This is a genomic window from Methylobacterium sp. FW306-05-D (genome assembly GCF_058782155.1).
Genome location: NZ_JBYSXL010000007.1, coordinates 57,121 through 75,643 on the forward strand (window position 1 = coordinate 57,121; position 18,523 = coordinate 75,643).

21 protein-coding genes and 1 pseudogene are annotated in these 18,523 nt (G+C 67.7%); 15 read left to right on the plus strand and 7 right to left on the minus strand.

Annotated elements, in window-relative coordinates:
- Both AC3WLN_RS04765 and AC3WLN_RS04770 read left to right on the plus strand, forming a co-directional pair.
- The coding region (locus AC3WLN_RS04765; protein WP_492479941.1) for a hypothetical protein at positions 1-315 on the plus strand (315 nt) is incomplete at its 5' end.
- Between the two features lie 280 nt (positions 316-595).
- Positions 596-751, plus strand: a complete 156-nt coding sequence (locus tag AC3WLN_RS04770) for a hypothetical protein (RefSeq protein ID WP_492479942.1) — start codon at positions 596-598, stop codon at positions 749-751.
- 56 nt (positions 752-807) lie between these two features.
- Here the strand turns inward: AC3WLN_RS04770 and AC3WLN_RS04775 are convergent, their stop codons facing one another.
- Together AC3WLN_RS04775 and AC3WLN_RS04780 are read right to left on the minus strand one after the other, a co-directional pair.
- Positions 808-1,446, minus strand: coding sequence for a TetR/AcrR family transcriptional regulator (locus tag AC3WLN_RS04775; protein WP_492479943.1), 639 nt, complete (start codon positions 1,444-1,446; stop codon positions 808-810).
- Positions 1,447-1,788: 342 nt separating this feature from the next.
- The gene (locus tag AC3WLN_RS04780; protein WP_492479944.1) at positions 1,789-2,634 is read right to left on the minus strand and encodes an MBL fold metallo-hydrolase; all 846 of its coding nucleotides are present in this window, start codon (positions 2,632-2,634) and stop codon (positions 1,789-1,791) included.
- Between the two features lie 165 nt (positions 2,635-2,799).
- Between AC3WLN_RS04780 and AC3WLN_RS04785 the strand changes: the two genes are divergently transcribed.
- The 5 genes and pseudogenes from AC3WLN_RS04785 to AC3WLN_RS04805 all read left to right on the plus strand — a co-directional run bounded on the left by AC3WLN_RS04785 (position 2,800) and on the right by AC3WLN_RS04805 (position 5,767).
- Positions 2,800-3,711, plus strand: coding sequence for an alpha/beta hydrolase (locus AC3WLN_RS04785; RefSeq protein WP_492479945.1), 912 nt, complete (start codon positions 2,800-2,802; stop codon positions 3,709-3,711).
- Between the two features lie 36 nt (positions 3,712-3,747).
- Positions 3,748-4,251 carry a tautomerase family protein gene (locus AC3WLN_RS04790; protein ID WP_492479946.1) on the plus strand — a complete coding sequence of 168 codons (504 nt, stop codon included), beginning with the start codon at positions 3,748-3,750 and terminating at the stop codon, positions 4,249-4,251.
- A 203-nt stretch (positions 4,252-4,454) separates the two neighbouring features.
- On the plus strand, positions 4,455-4,907 hold the full coding sequence (locus AC3WLN_RS04795) for a winged helix-turn-helix transcriptional regulator (RefSeq protein ID WP_492479947.1): 453 nt from the start codon (positions 4,455-4,457) through the stop codon (positions 4,905-4,907).
- Positions 4,908-5,076: 169 nt separating this feature from the next.
- A pseudogene (locus AC3WLN_RS04800) lies at positions 5,077-5,133 on the plus strand (hypothetical protein); the annotation flags it as partial.
- 172 nt (positions 5,134-5,305) lie between these two features.
- Positions 5,306-5,767, plus strand: a complete 462-nt coding sequence (locus AC3WLN_RS04805; protein ID WP_492479948.1) for a transposase — start codon at positions 5,306-5,308, stop codon at positions 5,765-5,767.
- Here the strand turns inward: AC3WLN_RS04805 and AC3WLN_RS04810 are convergent.
- The 5 genes from AC3WLN_RS04810 to AC3WLN_RS04830 all read right to left on the minus strand — a co-directional run bounded on the left by AC3WLN_RS04810 (position 5,730) and on the right by AC3WLN_RS04830 (position 12,086).
- Positions 5,730-8,129: a M10 family metallopeptidase C-terminal domain-containing protein gene (locus AC3WLN_RS04810; protein WP_492479949.1), complete on the minus strand. Its 2,400-nt coding sequence runs from the start codon at positions 8,127-8,129 to the stop codon at positions 5,730-5,732. The two genes, AC3WLN_RS04805 and AC3WLN_RS04810, sit on opposite strands and share 38 nt — an antisense overlap.
- 651 nt (positions 8,130-8,780) lie before the next feature.
- A complete protein-coding gene (locus AC3WLN_RS04815; protein WP_492479950.1) occupies positions 8,781-10,091 on the minus strand; it encodes a Gfo/Idh/MocA family protein in 1,311 nt (436 codons plus the stop codon).
- A gap of 102 nt (positions 10,092-10,193) precedes the next feature.
- Positions 10,194-10,526, minus strand: coding sequence for a PilZ domain-containing protein (locus AC3WLN_RS04820; protein ID WP_492479951.1), 333 nt, complete (start codon positions 10,524-10,526; stop codon positions 10,194-10,196).
- A 150-nt stretch (positions 10,527-10,676) separates the two neighbouring features.
- Positions 10,677-11,450: a phosphatase PAP2 family protein gene (locus tag AC3WLN_RS04825; RefSeq protein ID WP_492479952.1), complete on the minus strand. Its 774-nt coding sequence runs from the start codon at positions 11,448-11,450 to the stop codon at positions 10,677-10,679.
- 105 nt (positions 11,451-11,555) lie between these two features.
- Entirely contained in the window at positions 11,556-12,086 is a 531-nt protein-coding gene (locus AC3WLN_RS04830; RefSeq protein WP_492479953.1) for a 2'-5' RNA ligase family protein, read from the minus strand.
- 196 nt (positions 12,087-12,282) lie between these two features.
- On the opposite strand from AC3WLN_RS04830, the gene AC3WLN_RS04835 reads away from it, so the two are divergent.
- The 8 genes from AC3WLN_RS04835 to AC3WLN_RS04870 all read left to right on the plus strand — a co-directional run bounded on the left by AC3WLN_RS04835 (position 12,283) and on the right by AC3WLN_RS04870 (position 18,477).
- Positions 12,283-13,263 (plus strand): alginate O-acetyltransferase AlgX-related protein, encoded by a 981-nt coding sequence (locus AC3WLN_RS04835; RefSeq protein WP_492479954.1) that lies wholly within the window; start codon positions 12,283-12,285, stop codon positions 13,261-13,263.
- A gap of 43 nt (positions 13,264-13,306) precedes the next feature.
- Positions 13,307-14,350 carry a glutathione S-transferase family protein gene (locus AC3WLN_RS04840; RefSeq protein ID WP_492479955.1) on the plus strand — a complete coding sequence of 348 codons (1,044 nt, stop codon included), beginning with the start codon at positions 13,307-13,309 and terminating at the stop codon, positions 14,348-14,350.
- Positions 14,350-14,859, plus strand: a complete 510-nt coding sequence (locus tag AC3WLN_RS04845; RefSeq protein WP_492479956.1) for a hypothetical protein — start codon at positions 14,350-14,352, stop codon at positions 14,857-14,859. The genes AC3WLN_RS04840 and AC3WLN_RS04845 overlap by 1 nt, the downstream gene beginning before the upstream one ends.
- Before the next feature lie 185 nt (positions 14,860-15,044).
- Entirely contained in the window at positions 15,045-15,944 is a 900-nt protein-coding gene (gene trxA, locus AC3WLN_RS04850) for a thioredoxin (RefSeq protein WP_492479957.1), read from the plus strand.
- Positions 15,945-15,972: 28 nt separating this feature from the next.
- Entirely contained in the window at positions 15,973-16,641 is a 669-nt protein-coding gene (locus AC3WLN_RS04855) for an LON peptidase substrate-binding domain-containing protein (RefSeq protein WP_492479958.1), read from the plus strand.
- Positions 16,642-16,667: 26 nt separating this feature from the next.
- Positions 16,668-16,874, plus strand: coding sequence for a Trm112 family protein (locus tag AC3WLN_RS04860; RefSeq protein ID WP_463772795.1), 207 nt, complete (start codon positions 16,668-16,670; stop codon positions 16,872-16,874).
- 14 nt (positions 16,875-16,888) lie between these two features.
- On the plus strand, positions 16,889-17,884 hold the full coding sequence (locus AC3WLN_RS04865) for an asparaginase (protein WP_492479959.1): 996 nt from the start codon (positions 16,889-16,891) through the stop codon (positions 17,882-17,884).
- Positions 17,885-18,081: 197 nt separating this feature from the next.
- Positions 18,082-18,477 carry a hypothetical protein gene (locus tag AC3WLN_RS04870; protein ID WP_056476981.1) on the plus strand — a complete coding sequence of 132 codons (396 nt, stop codon included), beginning with the start codon at positions 18,082-18,084 and terminating at the stop codon, positions 18,475-18,477.
- Positions 18,478-18,523 lie beyond the last annotated feature (46 nt).

The following is an 18,523-nucleotide window of genomic DNA, read 5'->3' on the forward strand; positions in this document are numbered from 1 at the left end:
CAGTATGTCTCGAAGCAGGTGATGGACTCCATCTTCTGCACGAGCGGTGCCTTCGGCGCGGACCCCGCCCCCGGGACGGTCAAGGCCTGTCAGATCGTCGGCGCCGCCGGCCCGGGGCCGACGAGTCCCGTCGTCACCGCCTGCTCGGCCGAACGCGAGACCTGCGTGGTGACCAACGGTCCGAAGACGGTCCGCTTCGGCGCCGACGGACAGTACGTTTCACGACAGGTGACGGGCTCGATCTTCTGCACGAGCGCCTCCTTCGGCTCGGACCCCATCCCCGGCGTCGTCAAGGCATGCCAGGTCGTCCAGTGACGGACCGCACCGACGCGCGCCTCCGGCCTTCGGCGCGCGTCGGTACACCCTCGGCCGGTCGATCGATGCCCGCCTGAACCGCGCGGTGAATCGAGCGACGTCGGCCGACGCCAGGACTGACCCACCACACGGACCGTGGCCGTCAATCCGCTGCCGAGGCTTATCGGACGGTGCTGGGCCCAGCATGGGGTCATCGGTTCGATGGGCCGGCGTGGCAATCCCTGCGACAACGCCAAGGCCGAGCGCTTCATGAACGGGCTCACGGTCGAGGGTGTCCCCAATGGCGTTCGAGACCTTCGCCGATGTGGCAGCCGAGCCACCGCGCTCCATCGACGTGGTCTACGATGCCAAGCGGCTGCACGCCGTGCTCGGGTATCTCAGCCCCGTGCCGTTCGAGGAGCAACCCGCCCGGCCGACGGTCAAAACCGCCGCCTGACCGTGCCCACCGTCAGGGGCCCACTCCAGTTGGAATCAATAGACGACGTGGACAATCTATTTTGGCAGAGCACAGTCGCCGACCGGCACGGGTTCGATCGGAGCGACGTTTGCGCGACCGGGTCCACCCAAACGAGATCGGCCTCCCGGGCCCAAACGGGCGACCGAGGAATGCGCCGCCTGTAGGAGATCGTTCGCCAACGTCTCGTCGTTGACGGCGCGCGCCAGGACAACGGCTCCGATGAGCGTCGTCAACGTTGCGAGGGAGTTCTGCCGACGGCGCTGCCGCGAGGCCTTCGGTGTCAGATTGGCGAGAACAGAGGCCAGATGTTCAACGCCATAGGTGAACCGTATCCGGACGGGACTGCCTGGCGCTTCCCGCGAGACGTCGATCGCCAGGGCCGCCAGGGGACACCCCTTCCCGGGCGACTGGACGTGCCCGAGGGAGAGGTAGGTCGCGAGAATGGTGTCCACGTTCCAGCGCAGATCCTCGGCGACCGCGCAATCGAATGCCTCGACGGCCAAGGCGTCCTTATTGGCGAATTGGCCGTAGAACCCGCCATGGGTCAGGCCGGCGGAGGCCATGATATCGGCGACGCCGACCCCGTTGAGGCCGCGCTCACGAAACAGGGCCGCGGCGACCTCGACGACGCGTTGGCGGTTGATCCTCGCCTGCCCCTGCGAAACCCTTGCCATAGGCCGATCGATCCCGTCTGCAAGACCTCTATAGATTATGTTTATCATTTTAGCCGGCCGATGTCCGCTCGGCAGGGGTTTGGCGCAAAACTGGAAACCCCTTTCGCGAAACCGGCTTGCCGGAAGGAACGAGCGTAAGCCCAAAGCCACCTCGGTCTGCGCCAAAGTGAGCGGGACCAGAGACTGGCCATTGGTCCGCTTGCCCAGCGCGCCGGGATACCGGCGCGGCAACCCGACTGAGCGGATCTCCTCCATCCCACACGACACGGGCCGCCTGCTCCAGTCTGTGGAGCACCTTTCGAGGTGCTCCACAGACGCCTCTTCCTGAAGTCGACGGGCCGATTACTTCATCTTCCGATAGTTTTCGAAATAACTCCAGGCTGAGAATTGAAGGGTCCAGAGATTACCGAAATCCCAGAACTTCTGCGCCATCGCACCCACAAATTCCTCGACGCTGCCAGCCTTCGGTGCCAGTTCCGCGAAGGTCTGAACATACGCGCGCGACTCGTCGATAATGCGGCGCGCGTCGGTGTCCGGTTTCTCCACACGCTTGTGCCCGCAGATGATGATCTTCGGGTCGAGCGCTTCGAGAATGTCGATGCTCTTCAGCCAGTCTTTCCATTGATCCGGGCCGGTAAAGGCGAGCATCATGTGAATCTTGTTGTAGAGCGCATCGGCGCTGATCAGGGCGCCGAGTTCGGGAACAAACACGGCCGTGGTCGGCGCGATGTCGGCCTGCGGCAGGCTGATGATGTCCATCGCGTGCCCCTCGATGGTGAGAGGGCCTTCCAGCAGTTCGGGCAGCGTATCCGGCACGATCGCGCGCGGGCCGAAGCTGGTGCGCCAAAAGTCGGTAAGCTCGGGCGATGCATTCTTGATGTCTTCGAGCACCGCCGCCGTGGCGAAGGCCCGGGCGCCCGGAAAGCGCCGGATGATCTCGCCAATGCCGAACCAGTGATCGGGGTGGCCGTGCGTGACATAGATCGACGTTAGACGCTTTCCAGTGCCGGCGATCATTTGGATCAGCTCTTCGACGTCTGCCCTCATGTGCTGGGCATCAATGAGCACCGCGTCCTTCTCGCCGACGAGCAGAGCCGAACTTGATGGAGAGAAGGACCCGGTCTTGTCGTCGTAGGAATGCATCTGCCCGACATAGGTCATGACCGACAGTGCGTTTGATTGAGCCATCGCTTGGAATCCTGCTGAGCGCTTCGACTGTGTGACAGGCCGTTTCTACTGCGAATGGTTTCATGACGCAACGGAAAAGGTTGCATCATAAAACCGGAATTGTTAGACGATGGCGTGCCTACCAGCGCAGCGACGCTGGAGTGCCAACGACAAGGGAGGTCTATGATGGAACGCAAGGTCGAATTCCGAGCGTGCGACGGCACGGTTCTGCGCGGCAAGATTTACGCGTCGGACAATGGGCCGGCGCCCGGAATCGTCATGGCGCATGGCTTCGGCGGCATGCGGGTGATGCTGGACCACTATGCCGACTATTTTTCGCAGGCAGGCTTTGCCGTGCTTGTCCATGACCATCGGGGCTGTGGTGAGTCCGACGGCCCCCGCCACGACATCAACCCCTATCAGCAGCTTTCGGACTGGAAGGACGCCATCACCTTTTTCGAGGCGCAGCCGGAACTCGACCGGGCGCGCGGTCTCGGGATCTGGGGATCGAGCTTTGCAGGTGGCCTGGCGATGGTCATGGCCGCGAACGACCCCAGGATCAGCTGCGTTGTCGCGCAAATTCCCAACGTGAGCGGGCATCGCAATACCAGCCGCATGTTCACCCCGCCCCAGTTGACCGATTTGCGCAACCGAATCGCGGGGGACCGCAAGGCGCGGCTCGCCGGGGCAGAACCGGGCACGTACCCGCTGTTCCAGGTAGAGCCGGATCAGTACGCGGCGTACATGTATGGCATTCCAAGCCACTTCATGGATCTGGTGCATTCAATGCCAGCAGAGACATGGAAGAACGAAGTAACGCTCACCTCAATGGAGCATCTCCTCGAATTCGAGCCGATCGCCTGGGGGCCCTATGTAGCGCCGAAACCCCTGATGATGATCGTCGCTACGAACGACGTCTGTACCTTTACAGATATCCAGCTCGTCGCCTTTGCCGGACTCAATGAACCCAAGAAACTGGTTACTTTTCCGGGCGGCCATTTCGACGCTTACGAAGCGTTCTTCGCCGAAACCGCAGGCCCGGCCCGTGAATGGTTCCGCGAGCATCTGCTGGCTGGTCCACGCGCCACCATGGCGTGAATTAAGAAAACATCCAACGAAGAGGAGGAAACTACCATGCCGCAATGGAACATTGCACATCCCCCGGGCGCCTTTGATCCAGAGATCAAGAAGGCATTCGCCAAAGAAATCACAAGGATTTATAGCGAGCTTGGGCTGCCGCGATTCTATGTGAACGTGTTCTTCTGGGAGTGCGCCAAGGACGACTGCTTCATCGGCGGCGAGCCGACGGATGATTTCGTTCGTATCTGGATCGACCATATCGCGCTCGATACCATCGACGAGACCAAGTACACGATGGATCAGACGCGCGCCTGGGTGGGAATGAGGATCGGTGCGACGGTCAAGCCGTTCGTCAAGGACCGGGGCTATCGCTGGGAATTGCACATCGACGATACGCCCTTCGAACTATGGATAGTCGATGGCATATTCCCGCCCCGGATCGGCTCGGACATGACGAAGACCTGGGCCGAGGCCAACAGGCCGATCGCTTTCGACTACAGCTCGCCAGAAAATATTCCTAAGCTCGAGAACATGCCTACTCCCCCGATTCCGGCGTAGTAGGTCCATCGCTCGTCGGAGGATTCGTCGCTGTGCCCCCTGACGCCAGGGGGCACAGGTCGCTAGCTGAGGCATGGGAACGCAGTTGCATGATGAGACCATAGGCGATATGCGTCGTAGCCGGACCAAGGGTTCATATAGGTGTTCGGCCACAGGGCCTTTTGGTTGGGATTGGGTCAAAGCCGGATGATTTGGCTTTCTTCATGCTGAAAAACGACTATGCCGACCAAAATTGTTCCATTGCGCGCACGCTGGAAGTGGTTGGAGAACGCTGGACGTTGCTCATCGTCCGCGAACTCCTGATGAAGGGTGCCTGCCGCTTTGTCGAATTACAGCAAACTTTAGGTATTGCAAAGAATGTGCTGGCCAATCGACTTGAAAAGATGGTGGCACGCGGGATCGTCGAGAAAATACAGCTTAACAAATCTGGAAGTTGGGGTGAATACAGGCTGACTGTGATGGGAAAAGATCTTTTTCCGATCATGAATGCGTTGATTGCCTGGGGCGATCGCCACGCATCGCCAGATCATCCGCCGGTCGTTCTCCGACACAAGACCTGCGGGAACCCGGTGGGGAACAAGTTGGTCTGCGAATGCTGCGGCGAGCCTCTCATTGCCGATGCTATTGACGTTATTTTCCAGGCTCCGGACCCATGAGTTTGGCTTGGCGGGCGTGCCTGTGATTCCTTCCGGGGGAAGGAGGCGCCCATGGCCGAGTTTTGGTTGACCCACGAGCAGTTTGCGAAGATCGCTCCGCACCTGCCGACCGACACCCGGGGCAAGGCGCGCGTCGACGATCGACGCGTGATCAGCCGGGATCATCCGCGTGTTGAAGTCCGGCGGGCGTTGGACGGACGCCCCGCGGGAGGTCTACGGCCCGAAGAAGAAACTCTACGATCGCTTCGTGCGCTGGGCGGCCAAGGGGGTCTGGGGTGATCTGTTCGAGACCCTGGCCCGGGCCGGTGGGCCGCCCTCCCAGGTGCTGATCGACTCCTCGGCCGTGAAGGCGCATCGCTGCGCCTCCGGTGGAAAGGGGTGGGGAGCAAAGCCAGGCCATGGGCCGCTCGTGGGGCGGCCGCACGACCAAGATCCATGCCCTCACCGACCCGTTCTGCCGCCCGCTCGCCGTCCTGTTGACGGGCGGACAGGTGGCCGACTGCAAGGCAGGCGCGCAACTCCTGGGGCGCGCGCCGACGTGCCGGATCATGATGGCCGACAAGGGCTCCGACAGCGACGCCATCCGTCGTCAGATCGAAGCGACGGGGGCGGCGCCCAACATCCCGCCCAAGCAAGTCCAACCGGCGATGGAAGCCGTGCTTCTCCCCCGTCCTGTACAAGGGAGGCAACGCCATCGAGCGCATGTTCGGGCGCCTCAAGGACTTCCGCCGCATCGCCACACGAAACGACCGTCTGGCCGCCAACTCCCTGGCGGCCGTCTGCATCGCCGCTACCGTCAGCTGCTGGTCATGTGTCCAGAGCCTAGGACGGGAAGTCGAAGTCGAAGTCTCTGGCGGTGAGGGCGTGGGTTCCGGCCAGATTGATGGCGAAGTCAGCCCGCCCATCGCCGCTGACATCGCCCTCGATCAGCGTCGCGCCATCGGAATGCGTGTACCGAATTTCACCGCGCGTTCCGCTGAAATCCACGTCGCCCACGACGTGCAGGAAGTTCGGATCCCAGTAGCCGAAGTCGTGCAGGTTGATCACGTCGCCCGTCTGGAAATCCAGGATCGTATCCGCCTGGCTGCGGAGCGATCCCGTGTCGCCGTCGAGGAACACGAAGATGTCGTTGCCCGCGCCACCGATGAGTTCGTCGACGCCCGCACCGGCGTGCAGGCGATCGTTCCCGGCGCCGCCGCTCAGAGAATCGTTCCCGGCGCCGCCGGTCAGGAGATCGTTCCCGTTGCCGCCGGTCAGGCGATCGTTCCCGGCGTCGCCACTCAGGGAATCGTTCCCGCCGTCGCCGTTCAGGCGATCGTTCCCGGCGCCGCCGGTCAGGAGATCGTCCCCCCCGCCGCCGGTCACGACGTCATCTCCCTCTCGTCCGTCCAGGACGTTCGCCGCCTGATTGCCGACGATGATGTTTGACAGGGCGTTGCCGGTCCCATCGATCGCCTGACGCCCGGTCAACGAGAGGTTCTCGACGTTGGCGCCGAGCACGTAGGAGATGCTGCTCTCGACGTGATCGATGCCCTCGCCGGTGCGCTCTGTCACCACGTCGCCCGCATTGTCGACCACGTAATGGTCGTCGCCACGTCCTCCCTTCATCTGGTCGCGGCCGCCGCGACCATCCAGCACGTCGTGGCCGTCGCCCCCGCTCAGCACGTTCGCCGCCTCGTTGCCGATGAGCGTGTTGTCGAGTTCGTTGCCGGTGCCGTTCAGGGCCGCGAAGCCCGTCAGGGTGAGATCCTGGAGCCACGCGCCCAGCGTGTAGCTGATCGAGGCCTCGACGGAATCATGGCCGCTGTTGCCGGCCTCCGAGACCACGTCGCCCCTGTGGTCGACCACGTAGGTGTCGTCGCCCTTGCCGCCGACCATCGTGTCCGCGCCGGTCCCGCCGTCGAGGCGATCGTTGCCGGCGCCGCCCTTCAGGCGATCGTTGCCGGTGCTGCCGGTGAGGATGTCGTCGCCGGCCCCACCGTCGAGGGTCCAGGCCGCTCCGGTGGTGGCGGTCAGCGTGTCGCCCCCAGCGGTTCCCGTCAGGGTGGGGACCGGCGCCGGTGTGCCGATCGGTTTGAAGACGCGCTGACCGAGATCGTAGACGCCGTCCGAGAAGATCGCCTGCTCGACGTTCTCGAGCCGGTCGACGCCCTCCCCGGTGACCACGGTGACGGCGCCTTCGACGCGCAGGGAATAGGTCTTGAAGGCTCCGCGGTAGACGGCGCTGTCGAAGCCCTCTCCGCCGTCGAGGGTATCGTTGCCGGCTCCGCCATCGAGCCGATCGTTGCCGGCATTGCCCCGGAGGACGTCCCTGCCGCCGAGACCCGTAAGCGTATTGGCGGCGTCGTTACCGACGAGGATATCGTCGGCCCTGTTGCCCGTCGCGTTCTCGATCGTGACGCCGTGTGCGATCGAGTAGCCCCCCTGCAACGGCTCGGAGGTGGAGATCCAGCCGCCGCCGCCGATCTCGTTCCCGAGGGTGGCGGCGCGCAGGTCGATCTTGGCCCGGCTGGTTCCGACATACTCGATGGTGTCGGAGCCGCCGGTGTCCCAGATCGTCGTGTAGCCGTGGTTGAAGTCGACATCGTCGCTGAAGCGATAGGTGTCGTTGCCGGTGTTGTGCGCGCGCGCTCCGTAGAGGTGCTGGAGGGCGGCGATGTCGAGAGCCGCGAAGGAGCCGGGCTGGACTTCGACCCTGGTGCCGGGATCGTAGGCAACCGTGAAGGGGTTGTCCTCCGGCAGGAACGACCACGTGTAGGTCAGGGTCGTGGTCAGTTCCGAGTTCAGGAAGGTCGTGCCCTGGTCGCGGTCGTCCTTGATGCCGGGCAGCATCCCGTAGGGGCCATCGGCGTCGTCGTGGGGATGCTTCAGGCCGAGCGCATGGCCGAACTCATGGAACCAATAGACGGAATGCGTTCCGAGGCGGACGACCTCCGCTGAGGCGGCCACGTCACGGGCGATCCCGACGACGCTGTCGACGTCAGTGACGCCGAGCGCCGGCGTACCGGACTCTCCGCCGCCGTCCAACCACAACTTGAAATTGATGTTTCCCTGCCCGGAGACTTCGCGCAGCCTGATATCGGCGAAGGTTTCGACGTTGGTCGTCATCTCACGATAGAACGATTTCCAGTCACCCTCGTCGAAATCGTTGATCCCGTTCTCGTTGATATCGCCATATCGGAAGCCGAACGTGATCTCGGAGCCAGACCAGGCTTGCCCCATCAGCAAGCCATCGATGACGGCATTTCCGGACGACGAAGCCGATATACCCATTGATGGCATAGGATAACTCTCCGACCAATCTATATTTTGTTCGAGGCAATATTCTATCAAACGTCCATTCCTGTTTCTATATTTATAGATCTGTCATATATCCTTGGATTTAATCTTAATGAATCAATCGCCAAATGGAAGGTTAGATTAAATCGCCAAAATGTGGGATTCGGGTTCCCGCTGATTGCTTCGGATCGAATTCCCCCTGAAGGCGTATGGGGTTAGCCTGTTCACCGTCCTGCGGAGGCGAACATGGCTCACGTCGCCGAACATCTGAGCGTGAAGGAACTGGGCCGGCGGGCTCGCACGAGCGCGGACGCCTGCGCGGCGCGGCACCATCAGGCGATCTGGCGTCTGCCCCCCGCGCTTCCGGATCGCCTGCACACGCGCCTGGAAACGGCGCCGCCCGATGGCGGGGCATGGAACACGACCAAGATCGCCGCCTGGATGGCAGCCGAACGCGCGCGGGCACGCCGCGGGCGGGGTCTGTTCGGTGAAGGAGCCAAGCGTCGAGCGATCCCGGGCGCGGTCCCGCGCCATGCCCGCCTCACCTCAGGCGGATTGCATGACGCCCAGGCAACCGTCCCCGACGGTGCCGGATCAGCCGGCCCCGTCGAGCTCGGGGCCGCGCGTGACGTCGAGGCCGCCCGGCGCGCCCGGGGGCGGACCGACCGGGACGGGCCGGCCGGTGCGCGCCGCCTCGTAGATGGCCTCCATCAGGACCTGATCCTGCAGCCCCTCCTCGCCGGGGGTGCGCGGGCGCCGATCCTCCTGGACGCAGCGGGCCATGTGGTCGATCTCCAGGGCGAACTGGTTCTTGGGCGTGAGGATGCGGGTGTCCTGCGATTCCACCGGCCCGTCCGGCCGCGCGATCACGAGGCGCTGGCCCCGGTAGGCGAAGGCGTTCTGCAGGTCGATATCGGCCTTCTCGGTGTGAAGCTGGAGCCGGCGCGATTCGTGCACCCCGTAGCTCGTCAGGCACTGGGCGATGAGATTCGAGGGGAAGCGCAGGGTGAAGGCGACCGATTCCTCGACCTCGGCGAATTTCGGATCGCCCTCGGGCGAGTGGATCTGCGCCGTCACCGAGACCGGCTCCTCGCCGGTGAGTGCCCGCACGCCGTTGAGGCAGTAGAGCCCGATATCCGGCAGGGCGCCGCCGCCGGCCAGCGCCTTCTTCAGGCGCCATTGCTGGGGCAGCCCGGTGGTCTGGCCGTTGAAGGCCTGGATCAGGCGCGGGCGGCCGAACTCGCCGGAGCGGGCGAGGCGCACCACCTCGCGGTTGTAGGGCTCGTACTGGCAGCGATAGGCGATCATCAGCTTGACCTTGGCCGCCGCGCAGGCCGCGATCATGTCCCGCGCCTCCGCCGAGGAAGTCGCCATCGGCTTCTCGCAGAGCACGTGCTTGCCGGCCTTGGCCGCGGCCAGCACGTCGCCGCGATGCACGGCGTTCGGCGTCACGATGTAGACCGCCTGGACCGCCGGGTTCTGCGCCAGGCGGTCCCACTCGTCGTAGCCGTAGACCGCCTCCGGCGCGATGCCGTACTGCTCGGCCACGAGCTTCGCCTTGGCGGGGGTGCCCGACATCAGCGCAACCACGCGGGCCCGCTTCGTCTCGCCGAAGGCCGGCAGGATCTCCTCCAGGCTGAGGCGCCCGAGGCCCACGATGGCGAAGCCCACGCGCTGGCCCGGCGGCATCGGCGCGGGCGGCGGCGGGGGTGCCCGGTCGCCGGGGCCGCGCCAGTTCGGGAACATCACCCTGCCGCCCTGCACCGCGCCGGTATCGGCCGGCACGGAGGGGCCCGGAAGCCCCGACTGCGCCCCCGCGCCCGTCACCCCGAGGGCGAGGCCGGTCAGCGTCGCGCTGCCCGCGCGAAGGACGTTGCGGCGGGAAAGGGGGCGTTCATCCGTCATGTCGCTCGCTGTCGGTTCCGGCGGGTCTCCCCTCGGGAACGTCACGGCGAGAAACGCGGTTCCGGCGATCCGGACGCCCGCGCCGACGGGAGGCCGGCCGGTTCAGGCCTCGTCGCCCCGCGCGGCCAGGCGGGCCCGCAGGGCGTCGACCTCCGCGCGCGCCGCCCGAAGGTCGCGCATCAGGCCGATGGGGACGGGCACGGCGGCCGGCGGGTCCGGCACGAACCGGACGCCGACGCCATCGTCCCCCCGCCAGATCAGGCGCACCGTCCGGCTCTGCCGGGTCTTGTGGATGTGGAGATCGAAGACCTCCGGCAGCGGCACGCCGTCGCTCAGGGCGAGGCGCAACCCGTCCGGGCCGCGGTCGCGCACCAGGCAGGCGGTGTCGGAGGCGAACGGGGCGATGCGGATATCGGCGCCGAGGAGGCTCCGCAACCGGCATCCGTTGCGACGCTCGCGAATGGGCGGAACCATGTGACCCTCTCCAGAAGTAGCAGGTGGGGTAACCTGGTTGCGAGCCGCCGGTGCCGCCCGGCACAAGCGTCGGCGCGATTTTTCGTCCCGTAGGGTTAAGGCGTCGTTCGGCTAAGGCGTTCTGCCGGGCTCCCCGTGGCGGGTCGGACCCTCGACCTCGCCGCGCTGCTGCAGCACCAGGGCGACGAACCAGCACAGGGCGGCCCAGGCCGCGCCGACGCACCAGCCCGCGACCACGTCGCTCGGCCAGTGCACGCCCAGATAGATGCGGCTCAGGCCCACCAGCAGCGTCATCGACACCCCGATGGTGAGCACCAGGATCTTCACCCCGCGCTGACGGTCGACGCGGGCGATCAGGCTCGCCAGGGTCAGGTAGGCGATGGCCGACATCATGGCGTGCCCGCTGGGGAAGCTCGCGGTGAAGACCTCCATCCCGTGGGGCACGAGGTCGGGCCGCGGCCGGTGGTAGAACAGCTTGAGCACCGTCGAGGCGATCTCACCGCCGCCGATCGCCGCGATCACGAACACGGCGATGCGACGGCGCCCGGTCATCGCCAGGTAGGCGCAGGCCGCCGCCGTCACGAACACGATGGTGAAGACGCTGCCGAGCCCGGTGATGTCGCGCATGGTCTCCTCGAGCCAGCGCGGCCCGATCGGGTCGGAGAGGTCGGCCGGATTGCGCAGGGCCAGCAGGATCTTGCGGTCCAGCGCCGCGGTCGAGCCCTCGCCGACCTCGTTGGCCAAGGCGAAGAAGCCGTAGCCGAGGAGGCTCACCGCCAGCAGCGCTAGGACCGGGCCGACCTCGTTGAGGCGCAGCGCCAGCCGCAGGGCGTTCGCCCGGGTCACGAGCGGATTGTTGCGGTAACCGGAGGGCAGGGCTTTCATGCGGGCGACTTCGCGAATGCGTCGATGAGGGGCCGGAGGCTCCCGGCATAGCGGATCGGCGGAGCGGCCTCCATCCGGGCGAACTCCACGGGAGCGAACCTCGCGCTACCCGAACGCGAAGCGGGCGCGGCGCTCCCAGGGACCGCCGAGGTAGCGCCAGAGCAGCAGGCCGGGCGCCGTGAACCGGAACGGCGTGAATGCCGCCTCCAGGTCGGCGTGGAGCGCCCGGGCGGTGGTGGCGTCGACCTTGTTCTGCACCGTGACGTGCGGGCGCCAGCCCTGCCGGTCCTGCGCGGTCAGGCCCTCGCCCAGGCCCTCGAACTGGTCGGCGAGGCGCGCCCGGAAGGCCGAGAGAGCGTCGGAGGCGAGCACGTAGGCGACGCCGCGACCGGTGAAGCGCAGGCCCGTCACCGCCACCTCGGGGGGCGCCTGCGTCCGGGTCATCGCCGCCAGGGTCTCGACGATGCCCGGCTCGTCCGGGCCGGGCAGGTGGTGGAACAGGGTCGCGTGGGCGGGGATGTGGTTGAGCGCCTGCGGGAAGTGCCGGCGGCGCAGGCCGTCGAACCGCGCGAAACTGTCGGGGTCCATCGCCAGGGTGAGAATGAGCGGATCGGGCGTGGGCGTGTGGTCTGTCATGGTCCGATCCGGCGTGAGGCAGGGAGATGGCGCGGCCGGGGCCGGCGTCCAGGGCCTGCGTTCGGGGCCTGCGTTCGGGGCCTGCGTCCGGGGCTTGGCGCGGCGGCGGCGTTGCAGGCCGGCCCGGCGACGGCCCGAGGCGGCGGCGGCACGGCGCGCCCTGTTCAGGGCCGCCCGGGCCGGCTAGAGAGCCCCGATGCGGCGCAAACACCGGGAAATCGTCCATGTGGGGCGCGAGGGCTGGCTCTTCCTGATCGGCGGCACCAACGGTGTCCTGGAGCAGTACCGCGCCACCCTGTCCCGGTGGTGGCGCCTGCGCGGCTGGGTCCGGCTCATCGAGGCGCGGGCCGCCCGCGCCCGGGCGCTCGGCATCCGGTACCTGCACGTGGTCGTGCCCGAGAAGCTCTCGGTCTACGACGACCGCACCCTGGACCTGCGCTTCGACGCGCGCCGGGCACCCACCCGCGTGCTGGCCCGGCGCCTGATCAACAACCCCCACTACGTCGACCTGCTGGCCCCGATGCGGGCGGCGCGCGACGGGGCCGTGCCCCTCTATTACCGCACCGACACGCACTGGAACTACGAGGGCTGCCGCCTCGCCTACGGGGTGCTGATGCGGGCCTGCGGGGCCGTGCCCCCGGCCGACATCGACGCCCGCGAGCGCTACGAGACCACGCGGGTGCGCGATCTCGGCGAGAAGCTGCCCGAGAAGCCGATCGAGACCGCCAGCCACGCGGTGCTCGACCGCGACGCCCGCCGGACCTATGCCAGCCCGCTCGTGGCCGCCTACGAGGCCGCCGGGCGCGCGCCCGACCTCCATGTCGGCGCCCATGTCTGCTTCCGGAACGAGCGGCCGGACGTCGATCCGCGCACTCTGATGCTGTTCGGCGATTCCTACGCGCATTTCGCGCCGATCATGCTCACCGGCATCCTGGCCGAGAGTTTTCGCGAGGTGCACTTCGTCTGGTCGTCGAGCATCGACTGGGCCTATGTCGAGCGGGTGCGGCCCGATCTCCTCGTGTTCGAGATGGCCGAGCGCTTCGTCACGCGCCTGCCCGACGACACCTTCGACATCGCGACCTACCAGAAGGGCGAGCATCTCGAGGCCGCCGCGCCCGCCGTTGCGGCCTCCCCGGGCGAGGCCCCCGCGCCGGAGGGGCTGTCCGCCGAGGCCTGAGCGCCCATCTTCCCGCGGACCGGCAACGCGGGAAGGACGCATCATGGGGCTGCTCGTCGACGGCGTCTGGCAGGAGACCTGGTACGACACCAAGGAGACCGGCGGCCGCTTCAAGCGCACGGACGCCACGTTCCGCAACTGGATCACCGCCGACGGCGCCCCCGGTCCGAGCGGAGAGGGCGGTTTCCCGGCCGAGGCCGGGCGCTACCACCTCTACGTCTCGCTGGCCTGCCCCTGGGCCCACCGCACCCTGATCGTGCGCGCCCTGAAGGGCCTGGAGGCGGCGATCTCGGTCTCGGTGGTCGATCCCCACATGGGCCGGGAGGGCTGGGTCTTCGGCGACTCGCCCGGCGCCACGCCCGACACCGTCACCGGCGCGACCCGCCTCTACGAGGTCTACCTGAAGGACGATCCCGGCTTCACCGGCCGCGTCACCGTGCCGGTGCTCTGGGACCGGCAGCGCGCCGCCATCGTGTCGAACGAGTCGGCCGAGATCATCCGCATGCTGAACGGCGCCTTCGGGGCGGCGGGGCCGGACCTCTACCCGGCCGACCTCGCGGGGGCGATCGATGCGGTCAACGCCCGCGTCTACGAGGCCGTCAACAACGGGGTCTACAAGGCGGGCTTCGCCACCGATCAGGGCGCCTACGCGGAGGCCTTCACCGCGCTGTTCGCCGAACTCGACGCCCTCGAGGCCCGCCTCGACACGGCGCGCTACCTCTGCGGCGACCGGCTGACGGAGGCGGATATCCGCCTGTTCACCACCCTGGTGCGGTTCGACGCCGTCTATGTCGGGCACTTCAAGTGCAACCGGCAGCGCATCGCCGACTATCCCAACCTGTCGAACTACCTGCGCGACCTCTACGCCCTGCCGGGGGTCGCCGGCACGGTGAACCTCACCCACATCAAGCGGCACTATTACGAGAGCCACCCGACCATCAATCCGACCCGCATCGTGCCCCTCGGGCCGGCCCTCGACTTCGCGGCCCCGAACGACCGCGCCGCGCGCTTTCCCGCCCGAGCGCGGGACCCTGCGCGCCCGCAGACCCTCGACGAACCGAACCGCAGCCTTACATCGGACTCATGATGCGCCTTCCGACCCCCCGCCTCGTCCTCGCAGCCGCCGCGCTCCTCGTCGCCGCCCCCGCCTTCGCCCAGACGGCCGTCAAGCTTGAGGGCCGCTGCGAGAAGCTCGTGATCGCCGGCAAGGACGTCTCGGCCACCTGCAAGAACACGCTGATGAACACGGTCTCGCGCAACCGCACGAGCTTCGACTTCGCGGCCGAGGGCCGGGCCCTGAGCTTCAGCGGCAACGGCGCCCAGCAGGAGCGCACGGAGGAGACCGACCCGCTCCAGCCGATCAACCTCGTGATTCCCAGCGAGACGACGAAGGACGGCGTGGCCCAGGGGCCCCTGGTCGCCGTCGGTTCCTGTGCCTTCAGCACGCCGGAGCCGGGCAAGACCGCGATCACCTGCGAGGCGAACGCCGCCAAGGGGATCTACCAGGGCGTGTTCGTGACCGATGCCAAAGCGCCTGACGGCAAGACGCCCGACGGCAAGGCGTCGGAGGCGGGCGGCGGGAGCGCCCCGCGCTAGGCGCGCCGGTCCTCCCGCGGGCGGCGGGTCCGCCGGAGACGGAACCTGCCGGAGACCCGGGGGCGATTGCGTGTGGACGTCCGCTCTGGTCCGAGCGCGCGGAGTTCCCATCTCTTGACGCAGGACGGGACGGGCGGACAGACCCGGCCCCTTCCACGGATCGAAACGAAGCCTTCGAGGACGTCATGCTGAACGATGCGCCGGTGCCGGGCGGCCCCACCCCCACCAAGGACGTGACCACGGCGAGCTTCCGCCAGGACGTCATCGCCGAGTCGATGCAGCAGCCGGTGCTCGTCGACTTCTGGGCGCCGTGGTGCGGCCCGTGCAAGCAGCTCGCCCCGGTGCTGGAGAAGGTCGTCCAGGGCTCCGCCGGGAAGGTGAAGCTCGTCAAGATGAACATCGACGAGCATCCCTCCATCGCGGGCCAGCTCGGCATCCAGTCGATTCCCGCCGTGATCGCCTTCGACAAGGGCCAGCCGGTGGACGGGTTCATGGGGGCGGTGCCCGAGGCCCAGATCAAGGAGTTCATCGCGCGCCTGGCCGGCCCCGCCGGTCCGACGCCGATCGAGGAGGCGATGTCGGAGGCCGAGGCCCTCCTCGGGGTCGGCGACCTGGCCCAGGCCGCGCAGCTCTACGCCGCCGTGCTCGCCGAGGAGCCCGAGAACGTCGACGCGATCGCGGCGCTCGCCAAGATCCAGCTCGATCTCGGCGACCTCGAGAACGCCAAGGAGCTCGTGGCCATGGCGCCCGCCGACAAGGCCGCCCATGCCGGCCTCGCCAGCGTGCGCGCGGCGATCGAGCTCGCCGAGCAGGCGGCGGCGCTGGGCGACCTCGGCACCTTCCAGGCCCGGATCGAGGCCGACCCGAACGATTTCCAGGCCCGCTTCGACCTCGCGCTCGGCCTCAACGGCCGCAACCTGCGCGACGAGGCGGTGGACCAGCTGATCGAGATCGAGCGCCGGGACCGGACCTGGAACGAGGGCGCGGCGCGCAAGCAGCTCCTCACCTTCTTCGAGGCCTGGGGCCTGATGGACAAGGCCTCGATCCGCGGTCGGCGACGCCTGTCGACCCTGGTCTTTGCGTGAGGCCGCGAACGAACCGCAGGGGGACACGATGAGCACGCATGCGGGCTACAAGGGACCGGCCGACTGCCCCGGGGTGATTCCGGTGTTCCCGCTGCCCGGTGCGCTGCTGCTGCCGCGCGGACAGATGCCGCTGAACATCTTCGAGCCGCGCTACCTCGCCATGATCGACGACGCCCTGCGGAGCGACCGGATCATCGGCATGATCCAGCCGGACGTGGAGGCGGGCGCGTCGCCGATGACGCCGAAGCTCTTCCGCGTCGGCTGCGCCGGGCGCATCACCCAGTTCGCCGAGACCGGGGACGGGCGCTACCTCATCTCGCTCACCGGCATCGCCCGGTTCCGGGTCGAGAGCGAGCTCGCCACCACCACCCGCTACCGCCGCTGCCAGGTCTCCTACGACGACTTCGCCACCGATTTCGAGGCGCGGGCGGGCGAGGAGGCGGTGGACCGGGAGGGCGTGCTCAAGGCCCTGCGCGACTTCGTGGAGGTCAACGACCTCAAGGTCGACTGGGCCGGCATCGAGGAGGCGCCCAACGAGGCCCTCGTCAACGCCCTGTGCATGATGAGCCCCTTCGGCGCCCGCGAGAAGCAGGCCATGCTGGAGGCGGCGGACCTCAAGACGCGGGCCGAGGTCTTGATTGCGGTGACCGAAATGGAGTTGGTGCGCGGGTCGGGCTCCGAGCCCACCCTGCAATAGTCCGTTCCGCCAAGGAGACGCCACAGATGGCCGCTGACACCCCGGGCCCCGTCGAGGCCACCCGCGTCGACCCCAAGCTCCTCGAACTCCTCGTCTGCCCGCTGACGAAGGACACCCTCGAGTACGATGCCGGCCGCCAGGAACTGGTGAGCCGCTCGGCGCGCCTCGCCTACCCGATCCGCGACGGAATCCCGATCATGCTGCCGGAAGAGGCCCGCGCCCTGACGGATTGAGGGGCTCCGCCGGCATGACCGATCGCCCGACCGTCGCCATCGTCGCCACCGGCGGCACCATCGCGATGAAGCACGATCCCGCCACGGGGGCGCCGGTTCCCGCCCTGACGGGGGCCGACCTCGCCGCGGCGGTGCCGCGCCTGGCCGAGCTCGCGCGGATCGAGGTGGTGGAATTCGCCAATGTGCCGAGCGCCTATATGGGGCCGGACCTCTGGCCGGACCTCAGCCGCACGGTGGCGGGCCTGCTCGCGCGCCCCGAGATCGCCGGCGCCGTCGTCCTGCACGGCACCGACACCCTCGACCAGACCGCCTATTTCCTCGACCTGACGCTGGCCGGCGACAAGCCGGTGGTGATGGTGGGCGCCCAGCGCAACGCCTCCGAGGCGGATGCCGACGGGGCGCGCAACCTCCTCAACGCGGTCCGCCAGATCCTGGCCCAGGGCGCGCGCGCGGATCTGCGGGGGCTGGGCGTGACGGTGACGCTCAATCACAACATCAACGCAGCCCGCGAGGTGCGCAAGTCCCACACCAACAACGTCGAGACCTTCCAGTCCGGCGAGGCCGGCTTCCTCGGCCACGTGGACGAGGACCGGGTGGTGTTCGCCCGCAGGTCCCTGCGCCGCCAGACCCTGCCGCTGCCCGACCGGCTCGCCCGGGTCGAGATCGTGGCGATGACGGCCGGCGGCGACGGGCGCCAGCTCCGCCACGCCGTGGCGGACGGGGCCGAGGGCGTGGTGATCGCCGCCTACGGCTTCGGCAACGTCAACGAGGCCCTGTACGACGCGGTGGTGAAGGCGATCGCCGTCGGCGTCACGATCGTGGTGGCGAGCCAGGTCCCGCACGGCCGGGCGCTCCCGGTCTACGGCTTCAAGGGTGGCGGCAGCACGCTGCGGGCGGCCGGCGCGGTCTTCGCCGATGACCTCTCGCCGGACAAGGCCCGGGTCCTGGCGCTGCTCGCTCTGCCGATCACGCGCGACCGCCAAGCATTGCAGGCGTATTACGACCGATAAGGCCAAGCTCTGCCTCGGTCATGGCCCGTTCAGGCAGCTTCGGCAACAAGTCTCATCCTCGAATCGTGGGGCCTGTCATAATCTTGCCGCTTCGGCGGATATGATCGGCGCATTCTCACTCCATCGCCTGCTTGCACAGCCGTTGCGCCGCCCTGCGGTCGCGGCTCGGGCGGACGCTTTTTGCCGAAGGATGATGCATGTCCAAAGTTGCGGTGGTTCTGGCGCTCGGAGCCGGCCTGTCCTCGCCCGCGATGATCCCGGCCGCCGCCCGAGACGGCGGAAACTTCAACGGGACCTGGTCGGTGGAACTCGTCACCGAGAGCGGCATGGTCTGCGACAGCCGCTACACCTACGGGGTGTCGGTGCAGGAGGGGCAGGTGCGCCTCACCTCCGCGGCGGCCGGCGCCACCCTGAACGGCCGCGTCGGGCCGGACGGCACGGTCGGCCTCAACGTCTCGAACGGCACCGCCTCGGGCGCGGTCTCGGGCCGCCTCCAGGCCCAGAGCGGCGGCGGCACCTGGAAGGTCTCGTCCCTGTGCTCGGGCCGCTGGACGGCCCGGCGTCACACGACGCGGACCGCCCAGGCGGAGTGAGGCCGGGCATCCCCTCGCGCCCCGCTCAGGCGGCGAGAGGGGACAG